The sequence below is a fragment of the Prevotellamassilia timonensis genome (genome assembly GCF_900106785.1).
Taxonomy (GTDB): Bacteria; Bacteroidota; Bacteroidia; order Bacteroidales; family Bacteroidaceae; genus Alloprevotella; species Alloprevotella timonensis.
On record NZ_LT629845.1, the window covers coordinates 726,737 to 750,034 of the forward strand.

The following is a 23,298-nucleotide window of genomic DNA, read 5'->3' on the forward strand; positions in this document are numbered from 1 at the left end:
GCCTACATCATTTCTTGGGGCATTTTACTTTGTAAGCACAGCGGAATTTACCTTTAAGCATTTGTGTTAGTTTGCCTCTAATCATTTGTTTGCGTAGTGGAGATATTCTGTCAATGAACAGATGCGAATCAAGGTGGTCAAACTCGTGTTGCATAACACGAGCCAGGAAACCATCAACCCATTCATCGTGTTCATTAAAATCCTCGTCCAGATACTTCACATGTATGCGGGTGGGGCGGCGCACAGGTTCGTTTATCCCAGGTAAACTTAGGCAGCCTTCGTCCATCAGTTCGGTGTTGGTGTCGTCATACTCAAGAATATGTGGGTTGATATAAGCCTTATTAAATCCCTCATATTCTGGAAAATCGTCCTTAAGAGCATCAAGCGTTATTACAACCACACGGATAGCCTTGCCAATTTGTGGTGCTGCAAGTCCAACGCCATCGCTATGATACATGGTTTCAAACATATCAGCAATCAATTGCTTTAAGTCTGGATAATCAGGTGTGATGTCCGTCGACTCCTTCCGGAGTACGGGCATGCCGTAAGTATATATTGGTAAAATCATAATTGTTCCATTTTAGCCTATTGGCAAATTCAATATTTGCAGAAGTGATAATCACGCTGTTATAGAAAGAGACAAACCCTGTGTACTTATTGCCAGAAGCTGTTCTGATACACATGGGCTTATGAAAGTAGTTTGCGACTTTCCATATAATTCTGCAAAATGATGCAGGCACTAATTTCATCTACCAGGCCCTTGTCTGTCTGTCGCCTTTTCTTGCCAATACCGCTTTCTAAAATAGCTCGATTTGCCAACACTGAGGTAAAGCGCTCGTCATAGAAATCGACAGGTATTTCGGGCAGCATTTTTTTCAGTTTCTCTGTAAAGGCCAATACGCGTTTCTGATTTTCCGAGGGAGTCCCGTCTGGTTGTGTTGGTAATCCTATAACAAAGCGTTCCACAGATTCTTTTGCCGTGTATTCTTTCAAGAACCTCAGCAACTCATGTGTATCAACGGTAACGAGCCCATTCGCTATAATTTGCGCTGGGTCAGTCACAGCTATCCCGGTACGTTTCTTCCCGTAGTCTATTGATAAAATGCGCATGTCTGGTAGATGGCAGCTGAAAAATAAACCTTAACACCTCAAAAGCCTGCATACAAATTTTCTGTATGCAGGTTTTTGGGTATATTATTTTGCTTTAATAATTCATTTAATCATGTCACAGCCCATATAGGGTTGCAAAGCCTTAGGTATGCGAATGCCATCGGGTGTTTGGAAGTCCTCGAGCAAGGCAGCCACAATACGGGGCAAGGCCAATGCCGAACCATTAAGTGTGTGGCAAAGATGAGTTTTCTTGTCACTTCCACGATAGCGGCACTGCAGACGGTTTGCTTGATATGTATCAAAGTTTGATACTGAGCTAACTTCCAACCAACGTTTTTGAGCTTCGCTATAAACTTCAAAGTCATAGCATATAGATGAAGTAAAGCTCATGTCACCGCCACAAAGACGTAGTATCCGGTAGGGGAGTTCCAACTTCTGCAACAGGCCCTCTACATGAGCCAACATCTCTTGATGCGACTGTTCTGAGTGTTCGGGCGTGTCAATGCGTACGATTTCGATTTTCGAGAACTCGTGTAAGCGATTCAAGCCACGCACGTCCTTGCCATAGCTACCAGCTTCGCGGCGGAAGCACTCTGTATAGGCACAATTCTTAATTGGAAGTTGTTCTTCATTCAGAATGACATCGCGGTAGATGTTTGTTACAGGCACCTCTGCTGTCGGTATAAGATACAAATCATCTACCTCGCAGTGGTACATTTGGCCTTCCTTGTCGGGTAACTGTCCCGTGCCATATCCTGATGCAGCGTTAACCACTGTTGGTGGCATGATCTCGGTATATCCAGCCTTGCGGGCTTCGTCAAGGAAAAAGTTTATCAACGCACGCTGCAATCGTGCACCTTGACCTATGTATACGGGAAATCCTGCACCTGTAATCTTTACGCCCAGGTCAAAGTCTATCAAGTTGTACTTCTTTGCTAACTCCCAATGAGGCAGGGCATTTTGTGGCAGTACGGTGTCGTGTCCGCCAGTCTTAACCACCACGTTGTCATCGGCCGAAACGCCTTCGGGCACAATGTCGTAGGGCACATTCGGAATGGTATATAACAAGGCGCGTTTGTCGTCCTCGGCCTGTTTCATTACTTCCTCAAGTTCCTTGCTCTTTATCTTGATGTCAGCCACCTCTTTCTTCGCGGTTTCAGCCTCGTCCTTTTTGCCCTCTTTCATCAGGGCGCCGATGCTCTTCGAAAGTGTCTTTACTTTGGCATTCAGAGCATCAAGTTCTGCTTGAGCAGACTTGCGTTTATTGTCAAAGGCCAACACGCCCTCAATAGCTTCGCGTGCACCCTTAAAGTGTTTCTTTTCCAAGCCGCGTATAACGGCTTCCTTGTCGTCAGTAATTTGTTTGATAGTAAGCATAGCTTCTTTCTTATTATTGTTTGACCGCAAAAGTAGTAATTTTTTGCGAACCACATTGTTTTTAGCGCTACAAATGTGTGCCCTGCAGCAGTATAGCTGTTATTTGTTGATAGAAATCTGAAGGTAGCTCTTCCTCCGTCATTCTGAACAATCTTGTCACCTCATCATCGCTTTGCTGGATTGTTATGTTACAAATCTGTCAATAGCGATGGCGTTTGTCGTGCCAGGACTTCAAGGCTTACATTCCGATTTTCGCCATTCAGTATATATCCAGCTTCGGCGAGTTTTTCGGCGCACGTTTCGTAAGCTATGCGTGGCACATTATTCTCGGCACTCAAATGGCAAAGCCACACCTTCTTTATTAAGTCTCTATTAAGGTTGCTTGCCAGGAACACAGCCGTTTCGGCATTACTGATATGTCCGTTAGGACCGCTAATACGTTTTTGCAAGCGTAGTGGGTAGCGCCCTGTCACGAGCATATGTTCATCGTAGTTCGATTCAATCACCAAATGCGTGGCTTGGTGTATAATGTCTGGCATATCATCACTGAAGTGTCCTACATCAGTAAGCAGCACAAAGCACTTATCGTCCCATCTTATTTTATAGCCATTGTTATCGGCACTGTCGTGTGGCACAGCAAATGACGTGATTTTGAATGGACCAAGTTCAAATTCTATTCCGCGTTCAATAGTATGTTGCAGATTCAGTGGTACCTTCTTCGATACAAAGTGATTGCGCATAATCGAGTCATGTACGGCTTGCGATGTGTACACGGGTATCCTAAAGTCACGCGACAGAGCTCCCACGCCTTTTACGTGGTCGGTATGGTCATGCGTCACCAATATGGCTTTTATCTTTGCTATGCTCAAGCCATAGTTCGAGCATATTTGCTTGAATTTTCGCACGCTCAGACCTTGGTCTATTATTAAACCATAGTCGTCAACCTGCAAGTAGTAGCAGTTGCCGCTGCTGCCTGAACTTAATGATATGAATTGTGACATAATGTGTCTTGATTATTTTAGCAAGTTGCCAAGTTTGGCGGGTTGTAATGTGTTCGTTGGGCATACTTGTCCATCGCGTACAAATGTTGCCATTTTTAGCGGCAGTGCAAGCCCGTTATATCCCCCATCTGTGTAATATTGGTGTTACTGTATATCACATCAGAATGGGAGTCCTACGGCAAAATGCAGTGTAAAGTCTCGCCCAAAGTTTGGCTTTGTGATAGGGTAGTGTAGCCGGCCTTTGCTCACCGATGGGTCAATCGCTTTCATTCCACCGTCAAAGCGTAGTATGAAGTAATTAAAGTCGAACCTTATACCCAGTCCATACGACACCGCTATTTGTTTGTAGAATGAGTCAAACTTAAACACAGCATTGTCAATACCGGCATAGTGGCGTGTGTTCCAGATATTACCTGCATCAATAAACAGGGCTCCGTGCAGTTTCCAGAACAAGAAAGTGCGCCACTCAACATTAAAGTCAAGTTTAAGGTTACCCGTCTGAGTTACAAAGTCAACCTTTCCGTCCTTGCCTTTATACCCGCCAGGGCCCAAACCGCGGACGTTCCAACCGCGTACGCTGTTAGCTCCGCCTGCAAAGTAGCGCTTCTCATATGGCAGTATGGTAGAGTTTCCATACGGAATGCCCAGACCAAAGCCAAAATGTATGGCCACAGCATTTCGGTCATTCAGCAGCAAGCTCCTTACAAAGTCAAAATCGAATTTGGCATATTGTGAATATGATATGCCGAACAAGTTGTAGCAACCATTGTCACCTTTGCCACGGTGCAGCATGTTCGATATGCCATATAGCACATTGCCAGCAAGTTCCACCCCAGCTTTAACCTGTACCCCTTGTGTGAGCGATTGCGAGTAATTACTTCCATTCGCATTGTTGCGTTGAGAGTTGTAGGTAAGTGAGTAGGCTGTTTTTACGATAAACAAATTCTCGTAACTGCTTCTCAGTACCGAGTATCGGGCATCTTCTCCGTCCAAATAATCCTTTTTGAAGGTATCCGATATCCAAGGCATATACACATAGTTAACCGAAAGTAGGTCGAAATTGTGTACCCAACGTGGTGTATTGGTTCTGTTCCAGGTATAGGTCCAAGCTGCAGTCAGTACGCGCCGGTGAAATTCGGGGCGGTCTTGTGTGTTATACATCAAGCTTACCTGCGAGAGCGCCTTCATCTCTTTCTTTTTTTCAATACTCAAAAAAGGTAATAGAAGGGTGGGGAAGCGCAGGTTACCCTCAGCGCTCAGCTCAAAGTAATTTTGATTATTATACCCTTCCAATCCGCTGATAGCCTCGTAGGCGCCGCGCAACTTGAAAGTCAGCATTTCAGAGCCTTTGAAAGCATTGCGGTTGTTATACGACAATGCCACCGCTGCTCCCAAATCGCCTGAGGTGTTGGTTCCCTCTACCTCCAAACCTATCGAGTTGGTTTTATTATATCTAAGCGATATGTTGCAGTCAAGCAAACTGTCCGTGCCCGTTACAGGGACTACCTGCATATTGGTAAATTTAACTACTGGCAATGAGTTCAGATTGTTGTACGTGTTTTGCACGTCAGTTTCGTCATACACTGCACCCTTGTTGATAGCTGTGTGCGAAAGCAGTACGCGTTTATTCACCTTCAGCTGACGTGTGTCAAACATAATGCCCCGGTAATTAGTTAGCGCACTATTTGATGCAGCCACACTATCCTCGCCAATGGTACGGAACTGAGTAATATACACCTGCCTAAATCTCTGTCTTGTGTATGAACGGCTACTGTCAGCCATTTCGGGACGGTGCATTCTCAGTGTCACATTTGTGGCAGTTATTCCCCTTAGCGTGTCAATGTCATAGGTTATGAAGTCGTTATTTACGAAGTAATATCCCTTCTGACGCAACATCTTTACCATGCGACTGCGTTCTTCTGACAGTACATTCAAGTTAAGTGGCATACCGCGACGAAGCAAAGAATTGGCCGAGTCGCCCTTGTAAATGCTGTATATTGTGTCATCGTCAAAGTCGTATCGCAGAGTGTCTATATAATAGCGGTCGCGGGGCGTAATGCAGTACGTCACTTTAACCTTGTGCTTGGACGTCTGTACCAGTGTATCCACTTGTGCATGCAGATAGCCGTCGCTGTATAGGGCTTGTTCGATGTTGCGCATGCCATAGAGTGTGCCTTCGCTGTCGTACACAACAGGGGGCTCACCTATTTTCTTGAAGAACTTTGAAAGGCCTTTATTCCCTTTCACAGAGTCTGCCTTCGACAGACAGTATAGGCCTAATGGTGCCTTGAACACGTTGAACCACCGCGTGTTAGGATGTTGATGCACATATTTTTTATATGCGTCCACCTTAAAGCGGCTATTACTACTGGTCACCTTAACGTTGCTGAGTACACGTTGCCCTGGCTGCAAAAACTTTTTGCAGCTGCAGCCCACACACATCAACAGAGTCAGAATGAGTATGGACGTGTTACGGATATGTCTTTTATAATTATTAAGCACAGTTAGGGTGAAGCTTGGTTGGCGTAATTTGAAGGTCGATTAGGTTAGATGATTAGGAAGTTAGAAGGTTAGCGGGTTAAAAAGTGACTCTTGCGAGTGCTATAAGCCAAGGTTTCTCTTTACCCTATAGGCCTACAAACTTCTTAAACCTCTAACCTCCTAACTTCCTAACTCCTAATTCAATATATTATTGTGTTTGGAACCGTTTGCTTGCACGCAGAATATGCCTTGCGGCCGACATAAGTTCTTGCGTCTCCTGCAAGGTAGAAAGATATAGCAGTGCAATTTTGATGTTCGAATCCTCTCGCTGTATGCGGTCTTGCTGTGCGTGTCGTATTTGTGATATACGGCTCTTTATAGCATTACCCTCTACAAGCAGCTCGTCCACACCTTCAAAGTTGCCCGTTGAAATCATGCGTTGTACTACCTCAAGAAAATGATCCACGTCATTGCATACAGGTATAAACTCGTCCACATAATCTTGTGGCAGTGGGCTGAAGTTGTTGTCAACATGTTCCACACATGGCTCCAACATACGTTTCAGGCCATATATAATTTGGGTGGCATTGTTGCAACCCAAGTGGAACCATGTGTTTTTTTCAACCGCAACAAGGTAGTCGATCTTGCGCATACCGAGAATCTCCTTGCGTCGGTAACGTTTCCAAATGCCCTTCTCGTTTTCAATGTCATGCGAGGCTGTGCGCAAAAATTTCATATTCTCGTGCATCAGTCCTTGTGTAATGTTGCGGAAGGTGTTGCGCGTAAACTCTAATATGTCAGTTTGTGTGCGGCGTACATGCTGTAACAGCAGTTGCCACGTTTCGGCCTTGTCGTGGCAGCGTACCAATTGACGGAAGAGTGTGTCCACATTATCTTGTTCTCGCTTTTGCTTGAATTTGCGATTGTTGTTGATGACCACGAGTGCCACTACACACATTACCAATATCATGGCAAAGAAACCACCTAAATGATTGATGGTGGCAATCAGGAAACTAACGATAAGCGCCGCGCCAGCCGTGATAAACCAACCACCGATGACGGTAATTACGCCGGTAATGCGGTATACTGCAGTTTCGCGTCCCCAAGCTCTGTCGGCCAATGATGAACCCATGGCCACCATAAATGCCACGTAGGTGGTTGACAACGGCAGTTGCAGCGATGTGCCCACTACAATCAGCAAACCGGCTAATACCAAATTAACCGCAGCGCGCACCTGGTCAAAGGCTGCTCCATCTTCGAGCACTGCGTCCTCTTGGTCAAAGCGGGTGTTAATCCAGCGTGACACACATGAGGGCACATATTTAGACATGGTGTTAGTGGCATTGAGTACACCACGCACCGTGCGACGTGCCAATCGTGATGAAGAAAAGACTTCCTCACCTTCGTCCTGTCGCGACAGATTTACGGTTGTCTCCACTACTTTGTGTGCTTTTTTTGAAGTACAGATTGCCACGGTCATGACTACCCCGGCAGCTATCAAGAACAACTGCTTAAAAGGCAGGTGACTTTCACCGGCCAGCACGCTCACAGAATAGTTTTCGGGATTGATACCACTACCGTTTTGCGTAAAATCAATAAATGACTCCAAACCGGCTAAAGGCGTACCAATAAAGTTTACCAAGTCGTTGCCAGCAAAGGCCATTGCCAGTGCAAATGTTCCAAACAACACTACAATGCGAAATATGTTTACCTTGCATAGGTAAAGAACTTCCATCAGGGCTGTGAAGAGACAGAAGCATGTCAACAATATCTCAAATTTATTCTGGTCTATCCAATCAGGAGTCCAGCCAATGTTTGCAAGAATAGGGCTTGTGCGCAACCCGCTCACCAACAAAAAATAGAAAATAGACGTAACACTTACCCCACCAAACAGGGCTATGCTATAGCGCAAATGCTTTTTATACTGAAAGGTGAACAGCACACGCGTAATCCACATCACTATGAAACCGAAGACAAAGGCTATAGCAACCGACAGAAATATGCCTATAATCACGCTTAGTGCTTTATCCGTGTTGATGAGATCAGCGTAAGTGTGTCCTCCATCTAATATTTTTGAAAAAGCCAATGCTGTGCTACCGCCTAACAAACCAAACACCATAGACACCGTGGTTGAGGTGGGCATGCCTAACGTATTGAATATGTCGAGCAGAATAACATCGGTAGCAGCTACTGCCAAGAATATGCACATTACATCACTTAGCGTGTAGTAGTGGGGATTAAGCACACCATGTCTGGCTATATCCATCATGCCGCTAGAGGTGCTTGCACCGACAAATATGCCTACTGCGGCTACTATAAGAATGGTGCGGAACTTGGCTGCCTTAGCGCCTACTGCCGGACTTAAAAAATTGACAGCATCATTTGCCACACCGACAGACAGGTCGAAAGTGGCCAGTACAAACAGGAATATCAGAATTCCAAGATAGAAAAAATCCATATACGTGGGTTCTAAATAATGTGTTACGCTGCAAAATTAGTACATCATCGCCGAAGAACAAAGTGTTTTGTTAAGTTTCTGTTACTTTTCTTTTGCCTCGGCCGATGCTTTTGTGTATTTGCCGAAGTTGTTGGCATGTCATCAAATCAATATGTTATCAGGTAGCATGGCCAGCTTATTCGGATCCTGTATATACAGTTACTTTGTAATCGGCAACTCATACGGAACAATGAAATGATGCCGCGCTATTCTTACTTTACAAACGTAATGCCGGCCATATTTTGTTCTGATAAATTTCAAAATTTGCGATGTAGTTACAAATACGTTGCTGTCCGTAAAGGCCATTTCTTATTTCTGTCTACACTCTACACTTATATATATTAATGCGCTGATAATCAACGAATAAATGCGTGTAGAAGGATGGAAAATCAGTATGCACTACTATCTACACCTGTTGCAGATAATGGTGTGTACTTACGGCATAGGGCAGGCTTCCCTCGAGTATAGGGAGGACAGATTTTCAGTTGCTCCAACTATTTTCACGCTCTCCCTAAACTGTTATTCCTTATTGGCACAGCACGTACTGCACTTATGCGTATGAAGCTATACAGATGGTGTAGACAAATCTTCTGCTTGTTGGTAAGCGTGCAGATGTAGTGCATACAAAATCTGGTGTTGTATGCACTGCTTAACCTCTTGAATATCAATAAGATACAAGCAAAAGTGTAGAGTGCAGACAGTTTTAGCAAAAATATTATGAGTGAAGAGGTGGGGGCGTTTCGGAGGCACTTATAATGAAACCACCTGTTGTTTTTATGCGTCTGAGAGGCCTTACAAAAAAGAAACAGCAACCTTCGTACATAATAAATTCGCAGGTAGATTTGCCTGCAATTTTATTAAGTGTGAAGGTTGCTGCTAAATAGCTACTATACGATTGTTATATCAAAAAATAGCGTCTCGTATCGAGCACATGCTTGTTTTTGCACATTATTACGATACTCTTGTTTGTTAGATGCTGTCTGAATACACAGCTACAGGTAGTTTCCTGCAGTTGTATGTTGAAGCCATTACTTCGCCATAAGCACCGGCAGATCTAAATGCAATGAAATCACCACGGTGTGTTTTGGAAAGTGACTCACCTGTACTGAACACGTCGCTACTTTCGCATATAGGGCCAACTACGTCATAGATTTCTGTCTTACTTTCGGAATTGCTTGCTTGGGCAGAAATGTTTTCAGTATAGTGGTGTGACCCGTACATTGCAGGACGTATCAGCTCGGTAAAGCCTGCATCTACAATCACAAATTTCTTGCTGTGTCCCTCTTTTACGTATAAAGTACGTGCTATAAGGGAACCGCATTGCGCTACGACGCTACGGCCCAACTCAAAATGTAATTGTTGCCCATTACGGAGCTGGAGATGCTTCTCGAATAATTCAAAGTATTGTTTGAAATCGGGAATAGGATTACCGTCTGGATTGTCGTAATCGATGCCAAGTCCGCCACCTACGTTGATATTATCAGTTACAATACCTTCGCTCTCAAGTATATTTTGCAATTCGTTTATACGGTTGCAAAGTGATACATATACTGACAAATCCAATATTTGACTTCCGATGTGGAAATGCAGACCTGTATACTTAACGTTTCCGAGCTCCTGCGCATGTCGAATGGCTGTAACCATATCCTCCATGGCTATGCCAAATTTGTTTTCATTAAGCCCGGTGGTTATTTTGGCATGAGTGTGTGCATCAACATTCGGGTTAATTCTGAATGCAACGTGTGCACATTTGCCCATTTCGCCAGCTATTTGGTTAATGACATCAAGCTCGGGCAAACTTTCTACATTGAAACTGTGTATGCCTTTCTCTAATGCCGTACGAATTTCCCAATCGCTTTTGCCAACTCCGGCGTAAACGATTTTATTGCCAACAAATCCAGCCTCAGAAGCAGCAAGTATTTCGCCTCCTGAAACGCAGTCCGCACCTAAACCATGTTGTGCAATAATTTGCAGAATACGCGGGTTGGCATTTGCTTTGACTGCGTAGTGGACATGGAAATTGGGTCTACCTTTTGTCTCGTCCTCAATTACTTGCAGGGTCTTAAGCAGGCAATCAATATCGTAGTAATAAAAAGGGGTGCTTAGTTTAGAAAAGTCTTGTATAGGAAAGTGTGTCATTTCTTAGCAGTATTCTTGTCTTTGAAGAGTTTTTCGCTTAAAGCGCACAATGCAGCTTTCTTATCTTGCTCACGAATTAAGAAAGAAATGTTGTGATTGCTGCCGCCATATGAGATCATACGCACGGGTATATTGGCTAAAGCTTCTGTTACTAAAGTTTCAAATCCAACATTACCCCAACGCAAATCACCTACCACACAGATGATGCACATATTTTCGTCAATGCTTACTGTGCCATACTGTTTCAGTTCTTCAACAATGTTTGCCAAGTGTGCATTGTTATCAATAGTCAGGGTTACACCGACTTCGCTTGTTGTAACCATATCAACAGGAGTATGGTTTACTTCAAATGTTTCAAAAAGCTTGTGCAAGAAACCTGTTGCAAGCAACATACGCGATGAGACAATCTTGATGGCAGTGATATTGTCTTTAGCAGCGACGGCTTTGATGGTGCCTTTTTGCATCTGGTCGTTGATAATTGTACCAGGAGCAGAGGGGTCCATTGTGTTAAGCAATCGCACGGGCACCCCTGCATAGTGAGCTGGCTGAATGCAGGTAGGGTGCAGAATTTTAGCGCCGAAGTAAGCTAATTCTGCGGCTTCTTCAAAATTAAGTTGACGTACAGGTGTTGTACCTTCAACAAAGCGCGGGTCGTTATTGTGCATACCATCAATGTCGGTCCAAATTTGTATTTCGTCAGCATGAAGTACGGCACCTATCAGGCATGCAGTGTAATCAGAACCACCACGTTGCAAGTTGTCTATTTCGCCATTGATATTGCGGCAGATAAATCCTTGTGTGATGTAGAGGTCGTAGCCAGAATTCTTTTCAAGTATGTGGCTCAGGTTTTCTCTTATAAACGACATATCCGGCTCGCTATTAGCGTCAGTGCGCATATAGTCAAGCGCTGGTATCAGCATTACTTTAATGCCACATTCTTTCAAATAGTTAGTCACCATATTGGTGCTCATCAATTCGCCTTGTGCCAAAATCTCCTTTTCGAGAGCTGTACTATAAGGTTTGGTTGTAAGGTCGTGCAAATGCATGAAAATGTCGTTGAGCAAGTTGTCTGTATGTTCAACATTTTCCTGCTTGCTGTACAGTTCTGACACATGTGTGCGGTATAGTGTGCGCAGCTTATTGATAACACTGCCTGCGCCCTCAAGATTTTTCTTCTTGATGTAGTCGGCTATCTCAACAAGCGAGTTCGTTGTACCCGACATGGCAGAAAGTACTACAATCTTGCGCTCTCCATCAGTAATAAGCTGGCAAACGTCCTTCATTCTTTGTGGCGTTCCTACTGATGTGCCACCAAATTTCAGTATCTTCATTGTGTGTGCGTATTTATTGAGGTTATAAAGGTTTATTGTTTAATTTGTAAGAGTTATCTTATTGTTCTTCGCTAATGCTACCATCTTTGCAGCGGTATACAACACCCGGGAATTCTTCCAGCAAGTTCATGTTGTGTGTAACCATAACCACAGCACTACCTTGTTCGCGTACACTCTGCAGTATTCGCATTATTTGGCGACTGGTTTCGGGATCAAGGTTGCCGATAGGTTCGTCTGCTAACACAATCTTGGGGTTGTTGAGCAAAGCTCGAGCAATACAAACACGTTGTTGCTCGCCGCCAGACAATTCATGCGGATAACGGTCCAATTTGTCATAAAGTTCCACACGCTCAAGAACCTCTTTGATACGTTGAGGGCGTTCCTTCTTTTTGCAGCCCGTAGCTTTTAATACGAAATCAAGGTTTTGCCCGATTGTTAACTCGTGTAATAACTGAAAATCTTGGAAAACAATTCCCAACTGACGGCGTAATAAGGGCAGGTGTTTACGCTTGAGCTTGGTCATGTCGTAATTTAGCACTTGAGCCTTTCCTTCGGTGATGGGCAACTCGCCATATATGGCTTTTAGCAGCGAACTTTTTCCGCTGCCGACTTTGCCTACAATATAAATAAAGTCGTTATCGTCAACACAGAAATCTACGCCATTGAGTATGGGGTGATCATCGTGTCGTAACGATACATTTTGCAGTTGTATCAGCATAATTGATAATATTACAAAGGGATACTACGAAAGCCTGTTTAATCCAGTTTCAACACTGCGAGGAAAGCCTTTTGGGGAACCTGCACGTTACCAATCTCTTTCATACGCTTCTTGCCGCGTTTTTGTTTTTCGAGCAATTTACGTTTACGGCTGATATCACCGCCATAACATTTTGCAGTTACGTCCTTGCGCACTTGCTTTACGGTTTCGCGTGCAATGATTTTAGCACCTATAGCGGCCTGAATGGCAATATCAAATTGCTGGCGTGGCAATAATTCCTTCAGTTTCTCGCACATACGACGACCGAAGTATACCGAATTGTCAACATGTGTCAATGTCGAAAGGGCATCAACGGGTTCGCCATTAAGCAGAATGTCAAGTTTAACGAGTTTAGATGGTCTGAAACCGATGGGGTGGTAGTCAAATGAAGCATACCCCTTTGAGATGCTCTTCAGTTTGTCATAGAAGTCTATCACGATTTCGGCCAGAGGCATATCGTAATATAATTCGACACGGTCTCCCGAAACATATTCTTGCTTAACCAATTCTCCACGCTTGCCAAGACACAATGTCATGATGTTTCCTATATATTCGGTACGTGTAATAATTGATGCACGAATGTATGGTTCTTCTATGTGGTCAATTTCTGTTTGATCTGGCATTCCTGCCGGATTATGAACTTCCTTCATTTCGCCATGCTTGTCGTAAATGTTGTAACTTACATTAGGCACGGTTGTGATAACATTCATGTTGAATTCGCGATCAAGGCGTTCTTGCACAATTTCCATGTGTAGAAGCCCTAAAAATCCACATCTGAAACCAAATCCAAGTGCGACAGACGACTCCGGTTGGAATGTGAGTGAGGCATCATTAAGCTGCAGTTTTTCCAAACTGGCTCGAAGTTGTTCAAAATCCTCTGTTTCAATTGGGTAAACGCCTGCAAAGACCATAGGTTTAACCTCTTCAAAGCCTTCGATAGCCTTTTTGCAAGGATTAGCTACTGACGTAATAGTATCTCCCACTTTAACCTCGGTAGCTGTCTTTATACCGCTTACGATATAGCCAACATCGCCGCAGTGCAGTTCCTTGCGTGGCGACAAATCCATTTTGAGGACGCCAATTTCATCAGCATGGTAGCTCTTTTGCGTATTTACAAAAATGACATCTTCGTCCTTGTGTATACTGCCGTTGACTATCTTGAAATAAGCTATTATTCCGCGGAATGGGTTGAATACAGAGTCGAAGATGAGTGCTTGTAACGGGGCTTTTTCGTCACCGGTGGGGGAGGGAATGCGTTCAATTACAGCGTTGAGGATATCGTCAACACCTTCACCTGTTTTACCCGATGCACGAATGATTTCTTCGCGCTTGCAACCTAATAAATCTATAATTTCGTCCTCAACCTCCTCTGGCATAGAGTTGACCATATCGCACTTACTGAGCACAGGAATTATTTCAAGATTGTGCTCGATGGCCATATACAGATTTGAGATAGTTTGAGCCTGTACGCCTTGTGTAGAGTCAACCAAAAGCAAACAACCTTCACACGCAGCTATGCTTCGCGACACTTCGTAGGCAAAGTCCACGTGCCCCGGAGTATCTATAAGGTTTAGATGAAATGTCTCATCCTTATATGTGTATTCCATCTGAATAGCATGGCTCTTGATAGTGATACCGCGTTCGCGTTCCAAATCCATATCATCAAGCATTTGCCCCTCAGTCACCTTTACAGTTTGAGTGTGCTCAAGCAGCCGGTCGGCCAGAGTGCTCTTGCCATGGTCTATGTGCGCAATAATGCAAAAGTTGCGTATGTGTTTCATTTCTTTTCAGGAATGAGTTGTTGTAATTCGTTTGTTGTGTAGAGAAAAAGGGATTGTATGGTAATTTGTACCATTGTCAAAACTTATCTGCTTCGTCAAAGCTGACAGCATGTTTCAAGTCCTTGTCGCTGAGCACGACTTCTGCTCCCTTTATAGGCCAATCTATGCCAATGGAAGGATCTGCATAGTGTATAGAGCATTCAGTTTCGGGGGCATAGCGATTATCTACCTTATATGTGAACACAGCAGTATCGCTCAGTACTTGGAACCCGTGTGCAAATCCTCTGGGTATGAACAGCTGACGTTTGTTCTCATCAGACAATTCTACCATGACATATTTACCAAAAGTTGGCGAATTCTTGCGAAGATCTACAGCCACATCTACAACTGTACCTTGCAGAACTCTTACCAATTTGGCTTGTGAAGCTTCGCCCTTCTGAAAATGCAGCCCACGTAATACACCGCGGCTCGACATTGATTGGTTATCTTGTACGAAGTGTACGTCATGGCCAATATGTTTATTAAAATCCTCCTCGCGCCATGTTTCCATAAAATAACCGCGAGAGTCCTCAAAGACGCGTGGCTCCAATATCCACACATCAGGTATGTTTGTCTTGATATATTCCATGATGATGTTAATTCATATTTTATATTGCACTTGTAAGTCCGGCAACCACAATTTTATCGTCACTGACTTTAGCTGTAAAATCTTTTTGTTCGGGGTGTTCCATCATGTAGTCGCATAAGGCGTCTTCCAAATGATGCTGTATAGATCGTTTGAGTGAGCGCGCTCCATACTGTGCGTCAAAGCCTTTCTTTACAAGGAAATCCCGCACATCGTTATCTAAATGAAGCGTATATCCATTGTGGCCCAATCGTTTGGACAGATCCTGCAATTCCAAGTCTGCAATTTTAAGTGCACTATCACTATTTAGGGGATTAAACATGATAATGTCGTCCAACCTGTTCAGAAATTCTGGCGCAAATTGCTTACGAAGGGCTTTAAGTACGATACTTTCTGCCGCTTCACCTGAAATTTCGCCAGCAACACGCTCAAATCCCAATCCATTACCAAATTCACGCAATTGGCGTGTACCGCTATTCGAGGTAAGAATAATGATAGTGTTGCGAAAATCAACCGTAGTGCCGTTACCATCGGTCAAGCGTCCCTCGTCCATTACTTGAAGCAGCGTGTTGAACACGTCACTATGAGCTTTCTCTATTTCGTCTAATAAGATAACCGAGTAGGGGTGGCGACGTACGCGTTCAGTAAGTTGTCCGCCCTCTTCATATCCAACGTATCCAGGAGGGGCGCCTACCAAGCGGCTCACGCTATATTTCTCACCGTATTCGCTCATGTCTATTCGAATAAGTGCATCTTTCGAGCCGAACATCTGCTCTGCAAGACATTTTACCAAATGCGTCTTACCAACACCTGTCGGTCCTACGAACAGAAATGTGCCAATGGGACGATCATTGCCTTTAAGACCAATTCTGCTACGTGTTATAGCGCGTGTAAGGCGTTCAACCGCCTTGTCCTGTGCTATAACGCGGGCGTTTAACGTTTGTCGCATACCCTTGAGCCTTTCAGTCTCGTTAGCGGCAACACGGGTAGCGGGTACGCCACTCATCATAGACACAACTTCTGCTACTACGTTTTCGTTCACTTCGGCAGGATTCTCTTGTTGCTGCGCCTGCCATTCTTGTGTCATTCTTTCAAGTTCGATTGTTAGCGTTTGCACTTGATCGCGCAAGTTAGCGGCAAGTTCATAGTTTTGGTCTTGAGCAGCTTGTTGCTTTTGGCTGCGCAACGATTCTATATCTTTCTCTTTTTCTTCAATAAACTTTGGCGTTCCTGCACCTTCTAAATGCATACGTGCTCCAGCTTCGTCCATTGCATCAATGGCTTTGTCAGGTAGAGCTCTGTCTGTAATATAACGCGATGTGAGGTCTACACAAGCTTTCAGAGCATCATCGGTATACGACACATTGTGATGTTGCTCGTAGCGGCCTTTGATGTTATGCAAAATGGTCAGCGTCTCCTCTTGAGTTGTTGGTTCAAGCATTACTTTTTGGAAACGCCTGTCAAGCGCGCCATCTTTTTCGATTGTCTTTTTGAACTCATTGGTCGTTGTGGCACCAATACATTGTACTTCGCCACGAGCCAACGCTGGTTTCAGTATATTTGCTGCGTCAAGGCTACCAGGTGCAGATCCTGCGCCAATAATAGTATGTATCTCGTCTATGAATAAAACAATTTCGGGGTGTGCTTTAAGTTCTTTGATGAGTCGTCGCAATCGTTCTTCGAATTGGCCTCTATACTGCGTGCCAGCAACGATTGTAGCCATATTAAGTGCCACTATACGTTTGTTGGTCAACAGATGTGGGACGCGATGATGGGCTATTTGATCGGCCAAGCCTTCAACTATAGCACTTTTGCCCACGCCTGGTTTGCCTATGATTATAGGATTGTTCTTTTTGCGTCGGCAAAGGATTTGTACAACACGCAGGATTTCCTTTTCACGACCAACAACTGGGTCCAGGCCGCCCTTTGCTGCTACGGCGGTAAGATCTGTGCCGAAATTATCAATAACAGGGGTGTCGCTATTCGATTTTGTTCTGACATTCTCTTTTGCCTGGCTGTTCATGTTGCTACCTTCACTCGAATTGTCGTTAGGGTAGGGTGAATCGTCCTCATTTGGAAAGCTAAAATCATCTGACACTTTGTTGGCTGCACTTTCTTCTTGCAATTTAGCATAATCGGCACCAAAATCTGCGAGTAATTTCTTCGCCTCATTTTGTCTGTCGTGCAACAGAGCAAGAAGCACCAACTCTGAACTTTCTTTCTTTCCATTGGCTAACTTGTCTTCAAGTACGACCAACTTCATGACGCGAGTGCAATCGGCATCAAGTGGTATATCGTCGCTGTTATATGTCTGCGGTTGTACCGAGTTTTCTTCACCAACCAATTCTTTGTGGCTACTCAATACTTTTTTAATTTCGCTTTCAAGTTTCTCGGTGTCAATATTCATTTTCTTGAGCATTAACTGCACTCGTTCATTCTCTATTGCACTTAGCAAAAGGCAGAGCGAACTCACACGCAGTAGATTAAACTGAATGGCGATGTTTTTGCTCTGATTGATGATACGGGCTGTACCCGCAGGTATTTCGTAACTCATAATTATTAGCTATTGTGTTGTTTGTATGTGTTTTGTATGACGTATGCATACTTCATGCCAAAGTCATTATGACACATTGTTCAGATTGCAAAGTTAACATTTGCGATTATATAAACAAAGTGTTTGAAAGAAAGAAACGACATCTTTAATTGAAGTTCAAGTAATTTTTCCCGTTTTAGACTTACGTTAAAGAGCGATGCTACTTAACATCTAAGCTGCTTTATGTTGTTTTGTCCTGTCTGATACACAACGTCATTTATAACTTGTAATAAAGTATTACATTAATATGATTATGTGGATTTTTCAATGTTTTTGCACGTGAAAGGGCACTCGTTGTACATGATTAAATATATCTTGACAGGGGAAAGCATAAAATAGCATGTGCCAGTTAATGCACGTGGCTCCATCAAACTTGTGCTTTGTTTGCTTTTATGAGCTTTTGTGTGGTCTGATCGTTGATTTAGACCTAAACAACTCTAATCCTTGGAAATAGTTTTGTATATTTGCAATATTTTTGTGATACACACGTTTTAATTATGCTGCAAGCACTGCGATGACAGTTGAGGTGTTTAGACGTGTTTGGCAAAAATAGATATTAAAGTAAAAAACGAAAAAGACAACTATTAATACATGACACTTAAGAAGTTTGCATTATTCCTCGCGCTATCTATTAGTGTATCGCTTCCTATGATTGCGCAATCAGGCATGACTGACAGCCAAGTTATGCAGTTCATGATACGTGAAAACGAGCGAGGCACATCGCGAGATCAAATTGTTACCAAACTGATCGAGCGAGGGGTTAGTATTGACCAAATTAGGCGCATTCGCACAAATTACGAAAAGCAGAAAAAAGGCACTGTTGTAGGTGCACGCGACATAAGTGGTAAATCAACCGGCAATGATCGCACTCGTAAAAATAATGGTGATAAACGAGAGGAGAAGCTTGAAGGCATGTCGCAACGTGAAGGCGCTTCGGTGCGTGTAGATGAAAGTAGTATGTCTGCCGTCCAGTTGAAACGCTACAAACGTGAACAGAAAAGCGAATATCTGGACGAAATGGAAGACTTGCTTCCAGATTCTCTTGAGAATTTGAAATTGCCAGAAGATGAACTGCGCGAAACAAAGAAAAAGAAAAAAATAGAGGTCTTTGGGCGCAACATCTTCAACAACCGTAAGTTGAGCTTTGAACCCAATATGAATATTGCAACGCCACAAGATTATCGCTTGGGGCCAGGTGATGCTGTATATGTTGATGTATGGGGTGCCTCACAGCAACGTTTTGAAAGTACAGTTTCGCCCGATGGAACGATAAATATTGAAAATTACGGGCCGGTTGATGTAGATGGGCTTACAGTGGCACAAGCTAATCATAGGCTGCGTGCAACACTTGGTAAACGCTATGGCGGGTCTAATATTCGTCTGACCGTGGGACAAACCAAGACCATTACAGTAGACGTCATGGGCGAGGTGCAAGTGCCCGGCACTTATACACTTTCGGCTTTTGCCACCGTGTTTAATGCTTTATATATGGCAGGTGGTACAAATGACATTGGTACACTACGTAACATCAAGATCTTTCGAAACAAGCGTTTGATTTCAACATGCGACATCTATGATTACATTTTGAATGGAAACATGAAGGGTAATGTGCGTTTGGCTTCGGGTGACGTGATTGTAGTCGGTGCCTATGAGTGTCTTGTCAATATTACAGGTAAGGTAAAGCGCCCCATGTACTACGAAATGAAAGAGAAGGAAAGTGTGGGTACGCTCATCAAGTATGCTGGTGGATTTACCGGTGATGCCTATCAAGGCAATATAAATTTGATGCGCAAAGCTGGCGGCGAACTTTCTGTCTACTCCATCGATGAGTTCGAACGCAATTCGTTCCATTTGGCTGACGGCGATTCTGTCTCGGTGGACAGTACGCTGCAACGTTATCGCAATATGGTAGAAATAAAAGGTGCCGTAATGCGTCCTGGTAAATATCAGATGGACGGCAATATCACAACGATTCGTCAATTGATAGAGGCTGCAGGTGGTTTGAGCGAAGATGCCTTCACAACCCGTGCGTTTATTCACAGAATGAAGGAAGACCGTACATTGGAGGTTATTGACGTAGATGTAAAGGGTATAATGGATCATTCGGTAGCAGACATCACGCTGAAGAACGAGGACGTATTCTTTATTCCTTCAACAAAACTGATGCAGGAAGAACGCACGTTATCGATTATCGGCGAGATTAACTACCCTGGCGTGTATAATTACGCAGAGAATACATCGTTGGAAACCTTTATTTTGCAAGCTGGTGGACTTAAAGATGCCGCATCGCTCATCAAGGTGGACGTGTCGCGTCGCCTACGTAACCAAGAGGCTGATCATTCAGGAACACAGGTGGCGCAGACTTTCAGTTTTTCACTTAAAGATGGATTCGTAATAGATGGCACGCCGGGCTTCATTCTTGAACCTTTTGACGAAGTGTATGTGCGTCGTTCACCAGGTTATGTGCCTCAACAGCATGTGTCAATAGAAGGTGAAATCACTTTTGCGGGTGTATACACGCTTCGTAATAAGGGTATGCGTTTGAGCGATTTAGTGCGCGAGGCTGGTGGTTTGACAAATGAGGCTTATGCCAAGGGCGCTCATCTTGAGCGCACTTTGACACAGGCAGAACGAATTAAACAACAATCATTGGTAAAACTGGCCGTGAGTGACTCGTTGGATATGAAACGCATCGAGATGAGTAATACACAAATGGTCGGAATTAACCTTGACCAAGCAATGAAGAATCCTGGTTCGGATCAATGGGATTTGGTATTGCGCGAGGGCGACCGATTAGTTATTCCACAATATAATAACACCATTACAATCAATGGACAAGTAATGTATCCTAATTCAGTCGCTTATAAGGAAGGTGCAAGCTTGTCATACTACATCAATCAATCGGGTGGCTACGGATTACGCGCTAAAACGAATCGCGTATTTGCTGTAAACATGAATGGTACGGTTACTCGAGTTAAATCTGCAAAAGATATTACGCCTGGTTGCACCATAGTAGTTCCGGCTAAGGGTAAAAAGCAACGCCTGTCGTTTGGTGAGATATTATCTTTGGGATCAATGACAGCTACATTGGGAACCGTTATTGCGACACTCGTGAAATAACATCAACTTGAGATAAATGCAATAATCATAAATTCGGTTCTGTAGTACAATACATAAGTATGCAGAACCGAATTTATGAGACTATAATACAGGCACGAACACAATATATACTTATACAATAATAGATTAGTTGGTGTGCCGCACATGTACACTTCTTCTTTTGAAACTTGCGATTATGCTTTTATTTTATCCTATTATAACCATGTTAGTTAGTGCACTGGTAACGGTAATATCCATGCCGCTACTTTTGCGTTTTTGTCAAGAACGTGGATTGTTTGACATGCCCAACGAACGAAAGATTCATCACAACAAAATTCCGCGATTGGGTGGTGTGTTATTTGCACCAGCAACGGTTATTGGCATAGGTGTTTCTATTCTTGTAATGATGGCGCTGAAGGATAATTGGCTGCCATCTATGGCCGAGCCAGCATTATTCCTGTTCTTTGGTATGTTCTTGATATATATCATTGGCTTATTAGATGATATTTTAGGTCTCGATGCAAAAATAAAGTTTGGCACCCAGCTGGTGGCATCATTCTTTATGCCATTTTGCCATTTGTACATAAATAACCTGTACGGTTTTTGTGGCATTTACGAGATATCAACATGGGTTGGCTATCCATTAACGATATTGCTTTCATTACTAATAATCAATGCGTTTAATCTGATAGACGGTATAGATGGATTAGCCTCTGGGCTTGGCGTCATTGCATTGGGCGTTTATTCATACTTGTTTGCAAGTCTTGGTAGCGTGGTTTTTACGGTTTTCTCTATGGGACTATTGGGAACCATGATGGCATTTATGTACTTCAACCTTTTTGGAAATGCTGAGAAGTTTACTAAAACCTTCATGGGGGATACTGGAAGTTTGATATTGGGTTACTCAATAACATATTTATCCATTAAGTACAGTATGTACAACCCGCAGGTTTTTCCCGTGCAGTCATGTCCTATATTGGTAGCATATACATTGGTGCTGGTTCCTGTATTAGATTTAATTCGAGTGGCAATAGAACGCGTGTCGATTGGCAAGGGAATGTTCACACCTGACAAGCGGCATATCCATCATCTTTGTATGGCCGCAGGTATGTCTATGCACAAAGCATTGGCTTTCATTTTGTCACTGCAATTTGCATTCGACTTATTGAATTTGGTACTGTTTAAGTACTTATCGGTTCCGACAACGCTTATCGTCTTACTTAATGTGGCCGTATATGTACTTGTCGTTATACTTCTAAAGAAACGTAATGTATAAAACATTGATCGCTCTTTTGGAACGCCAATTAGGATTTCCCTACAAACGAAACGACCCGTTAGAATTTATTTACTAACTTTGCAACAATGCGTTTTTTACTATCTGTTGAGAACAAATAACGTGTTGACTAAAGAACATTTAATTTGATATGGAAACAAACAACATACCGCAGTCCTCTGATTCTATAGCCGTGCGCTTTGCCCACGTGCTGCAATTGATTATTCGCGGTTGGAAAACAATCATTATTACAATGGTTGTGGTAATAGCTATAGCTGCCGTCTACATTTTTAGTCTGCCGCGAGTGTATGAATCAGAGTGTACACTCCTTCCCGAAACTTCGTCATCTTCGGGAGGTATATCGGGCAACTTGGGATCTCTTGCCTCAATGGCAGGTATTAAAATGGGCGACATGGGCAATCAAGATGCCATATATCCTGAATTCTATCCTAAAGTTGTATCGTCAACTGTATTCTTAGCTGAATTGCTTAAAGATCAAGTTACCTGTAAGCGCACTAAGAGTAAAACAAATGTTTATGTTTACTTTCGTGACAAACAGCAGAAAGCTTGGTGGGCGAAAATGATGCCAAAGGGCGAGGAGAAAAAGGATAGTAGCGACGTTGATAATTTCAATATAAATCCAACGCACATATCTAAGAAACAGCAAAAGGTCGTGGACGATCTTAGTGGCGCTATTATGTGTATGGTCGACAAAAAGACGGATATGATAACCGTACGTGTTGAAGTGCAAGATGCTGATGTGGCACAACAGATAGCAGATTTGGTGTGCAAGCGCTTGCAAACGTATATCACACGTTACAGAACAAACAAAGCGCGAAAGGACGTAACATATAGCGAAGCCATCGCAAAGAACGCTTACGACAAATACATCAAATCACAAACAGATTATGCAGCCTTTTGTGATACGCATGAAGATGTGACACTGACTTCGTACCAACAGGTGCAAGACAGATTGGAAAACGAAATGCAGCTTGCTTTTAACACCTACTCGCAGTGTGCACAGCAGTTGCAACTTGCTAAGATGAAATTGCAAGAGCGTACGCCAGTCTACACCACTATCCAGCCGGCCACAGTCCCTCAAAAGCCTTGTGGTCCAAAAAGAGTTTTTACGATATTAGCTTTCACAATGCTCTCTTTCTTCGGAAGTGTCTGTTGGATTTTAATGCGTGACATGTTGAAAAAGAAGCAAGCAAACTAAAACATACCTATTTAT

At 43.3% G+C, this 23,298-nt stretch carries 15 protein-coding genes; 3 read left to right on the forward strand and 12 right to left on the reverse strand.

The genetic code is table 11. The features are described 5' to 3' along the window. Nucleotides 1-7: 7 nt before the first annotated feature. The 12 genes from def to BQ5453_RS11550 form a co-directional block, all read right to left on the reverse strand. On the reverse strand, nt 8-568 hold the full coding sequence (gene def, locus BQ5453_RS11495; protein WP_071123308.1) for a peptide deformylase: 561 nt from the start codon (nt 566-568) through the stop codon (nt 8-10). Nucleotides 569-687: 119 nt separating this feature from the next. Next, nucleotides 688-1,110 carry a Holliday junction resolvase RuvX gene (gene ruvX, locus BQ5453_RS11500; protein ID WP_022102455.1) on the reverse strand — a complete coding sequence of 141 codons (423 nt, stop codon included), beginning with the start codon at nt 1,108-1,110 and terminating at the stop codon, nt 688-690. A gap of 102 nt (nt 1,111-1,212) precedes the next feature. Continuing rightward, nucleotides 1,213-2,487, reverse strand: coding sequence for a serine--tRNA ligase (gene serS / locus BQ5453_RS11505; RefSeq protein ID WP_022102456.1), 1,275 nt, complete (start codon nt 2,485-2,487; stop codon nt 1,213-1,215). Between the two features lie 188 nt (nt 2,488-2,675). After that, nucleotides 2,676-3,488 carry an MBL fold metallo-hydrolase gene (locus BQ5453_RS11510; RefSeq protein WP_071123309.1) on the reverse strand — a complete coding sequence of 271 codons (813 nt, stop codon included), beginning with the start codon at nt 3,486-3,488 and terminating at the stop codon, nt 2,676-2,678. A 159-nt stretch (nt 3,489-3,647) separates the two neighbouring features. Then, nucleotides 3,648-5,990 (reverse strand): translocation and assembly module lipoprotein TamL, encoded by a 2,343-nt coding sequence (gene tamL / locus BQ5453_RS11515; protein WP_458692639.1) that lies wholly within the window; start codon nt 5,988-5,990, stop codon nt 3,648-3,650. Between the two features lie 187 nt (nt 5,991-6,177). Beyond that, complete coding sequence (locus BQ5453_RS11520; RefSeq protein ID WP_071123311.1) at nt 6,178-8,427, reverse strand: inorganic phosphate transporter; 2,250 nt, start codon at nt 8,425-8,427, stop codon at nt 6,178-6,180. A gap of 1,008 nt (nt 8,428-9,435) precedes the next feature. Beyond that, nucleotides 9,436-10,605, reverse strand: a complete 1,170-nt coding sequence (gene lysA, locus BQ5453_RS11525) for a diaminopimelate decarboxylase (RefSeq protein ID WP_071123312.1) — start codon at nt 10,603-10,605, stop codon at nt 9,436-9,438. Next, nucleotides 10,602-11,936 (reverse strand): aspartate kinase, encoded by a 1,335-nt coding sequence (locus BQ5453_RS11530; protein WP_071123313.1) that lies wholly within the window; start codon nt 11,934-11,936, stop codon nt 10,602-10,604. Before BQ5453_RS11530 ends, lysA begins: the two co-directional genes overlap by 4 nt. A gap of 58 nt (nt 11,937-11,994) precedes the next feature. Beyond that, a complete protein-coding gene (locus tag BQ5453_RS11535; protein WP_022102463.1) occupies nt 11,995-12,654 on the reverse strand; it encodes a cell division ATP-binding protein FtsE in 660 nt (219 codons plus the stop codon). 38 nt (nt 12,655-12,692) lie between these two features. Continuing rightward, nucleotides 12,693-14,474: a translation elongation factor 4 gene (lepA, locus tag BQ5453_RS11540; protein WP_022102464.1), complete on the reverse strand. Its 1,782-nt coding sequence runs from the start codon at nt 14,472-14,474 to the stop codon at nt 12,693-12,695. 76 nt (nt 14,475-14,550) lie between these two features. Next, the gene (gene rfbC / locus BQ5453_RS11545; RefSeq protein ID WP_022102465.1) at nt 14,551-15,102 is read right to left on the reverse strand and encodes a dTDP-4-dehydrorhamnose 3,5-epimerase; all 552 of its coding nucleotides are present in this window, start codon (nt 15,100-15,102) and stop codon (nt 14,551-14,553) included. A 19-nt stretch (nt 15,103-15,121) separates the two neighbouring features. Continuing rightward, complete coding sequence (locus BQ5453_RS11550) at nt 15,122-17,653, reverse strand: ATP-dependent Clp protease ATP-binding subunit (RefSeq protein WP_071123314.1); 2,532 nt, start codon at nt 17,651-17,653, stop codon at nt 15,122-15,124. Nucleotides 17,654-18,283: 630 nt separating this feature from the next. On the opposite strand from BQ5453_RS11550, the gene BQ5453_RS11555 reads away from it, so the two are divergent. From BQ5453_RS11555 to BQ5453_RS11565, 3 genes are all read left to right on the forward strand, one after another. Further along, nucleotides 18,284-20,812, forward strand: coding sequence for an SLBB domain-containing protein (locus tag BQ5453_RS11555; protein WP_022102467.1), 2,529 nt, complete (start codon nt 18,284-18,286; stop codon nt 20,810-20,812). A gap of 160 nt (nt 20,813-20,972) precedes the next feature. After that, nucleotides 20,973-22,067 (forward strand): MraY family glycosyltransferase, encoded by a 1,095-nt coding sequence (locus BQ5453_RS11560; RefSeq protein WP_143033397.1) that lies wholly within the window; start codon nt 20,973-20,975, stop codon nt 22,065-22,067. Between the two features lie 148 nt (nt 22,068-22,215). Further along, the gene (locus BQ5453_RS11565) at nt 22,216-23,283 is read left to right on the forward strand and encodes a Wzz/FepE/Etk N-terminal domain-containing protein (RefSeq protein ID WP_071123316.1); all 1,068 of its coding nucleotides are present in this window, start codon (nt 22,216-22,218) and stop codon (nt 23,281-23,283) included. The last annotated feature ends 15 nt before the right edge of the window (nt 23,284-23,298 follow it).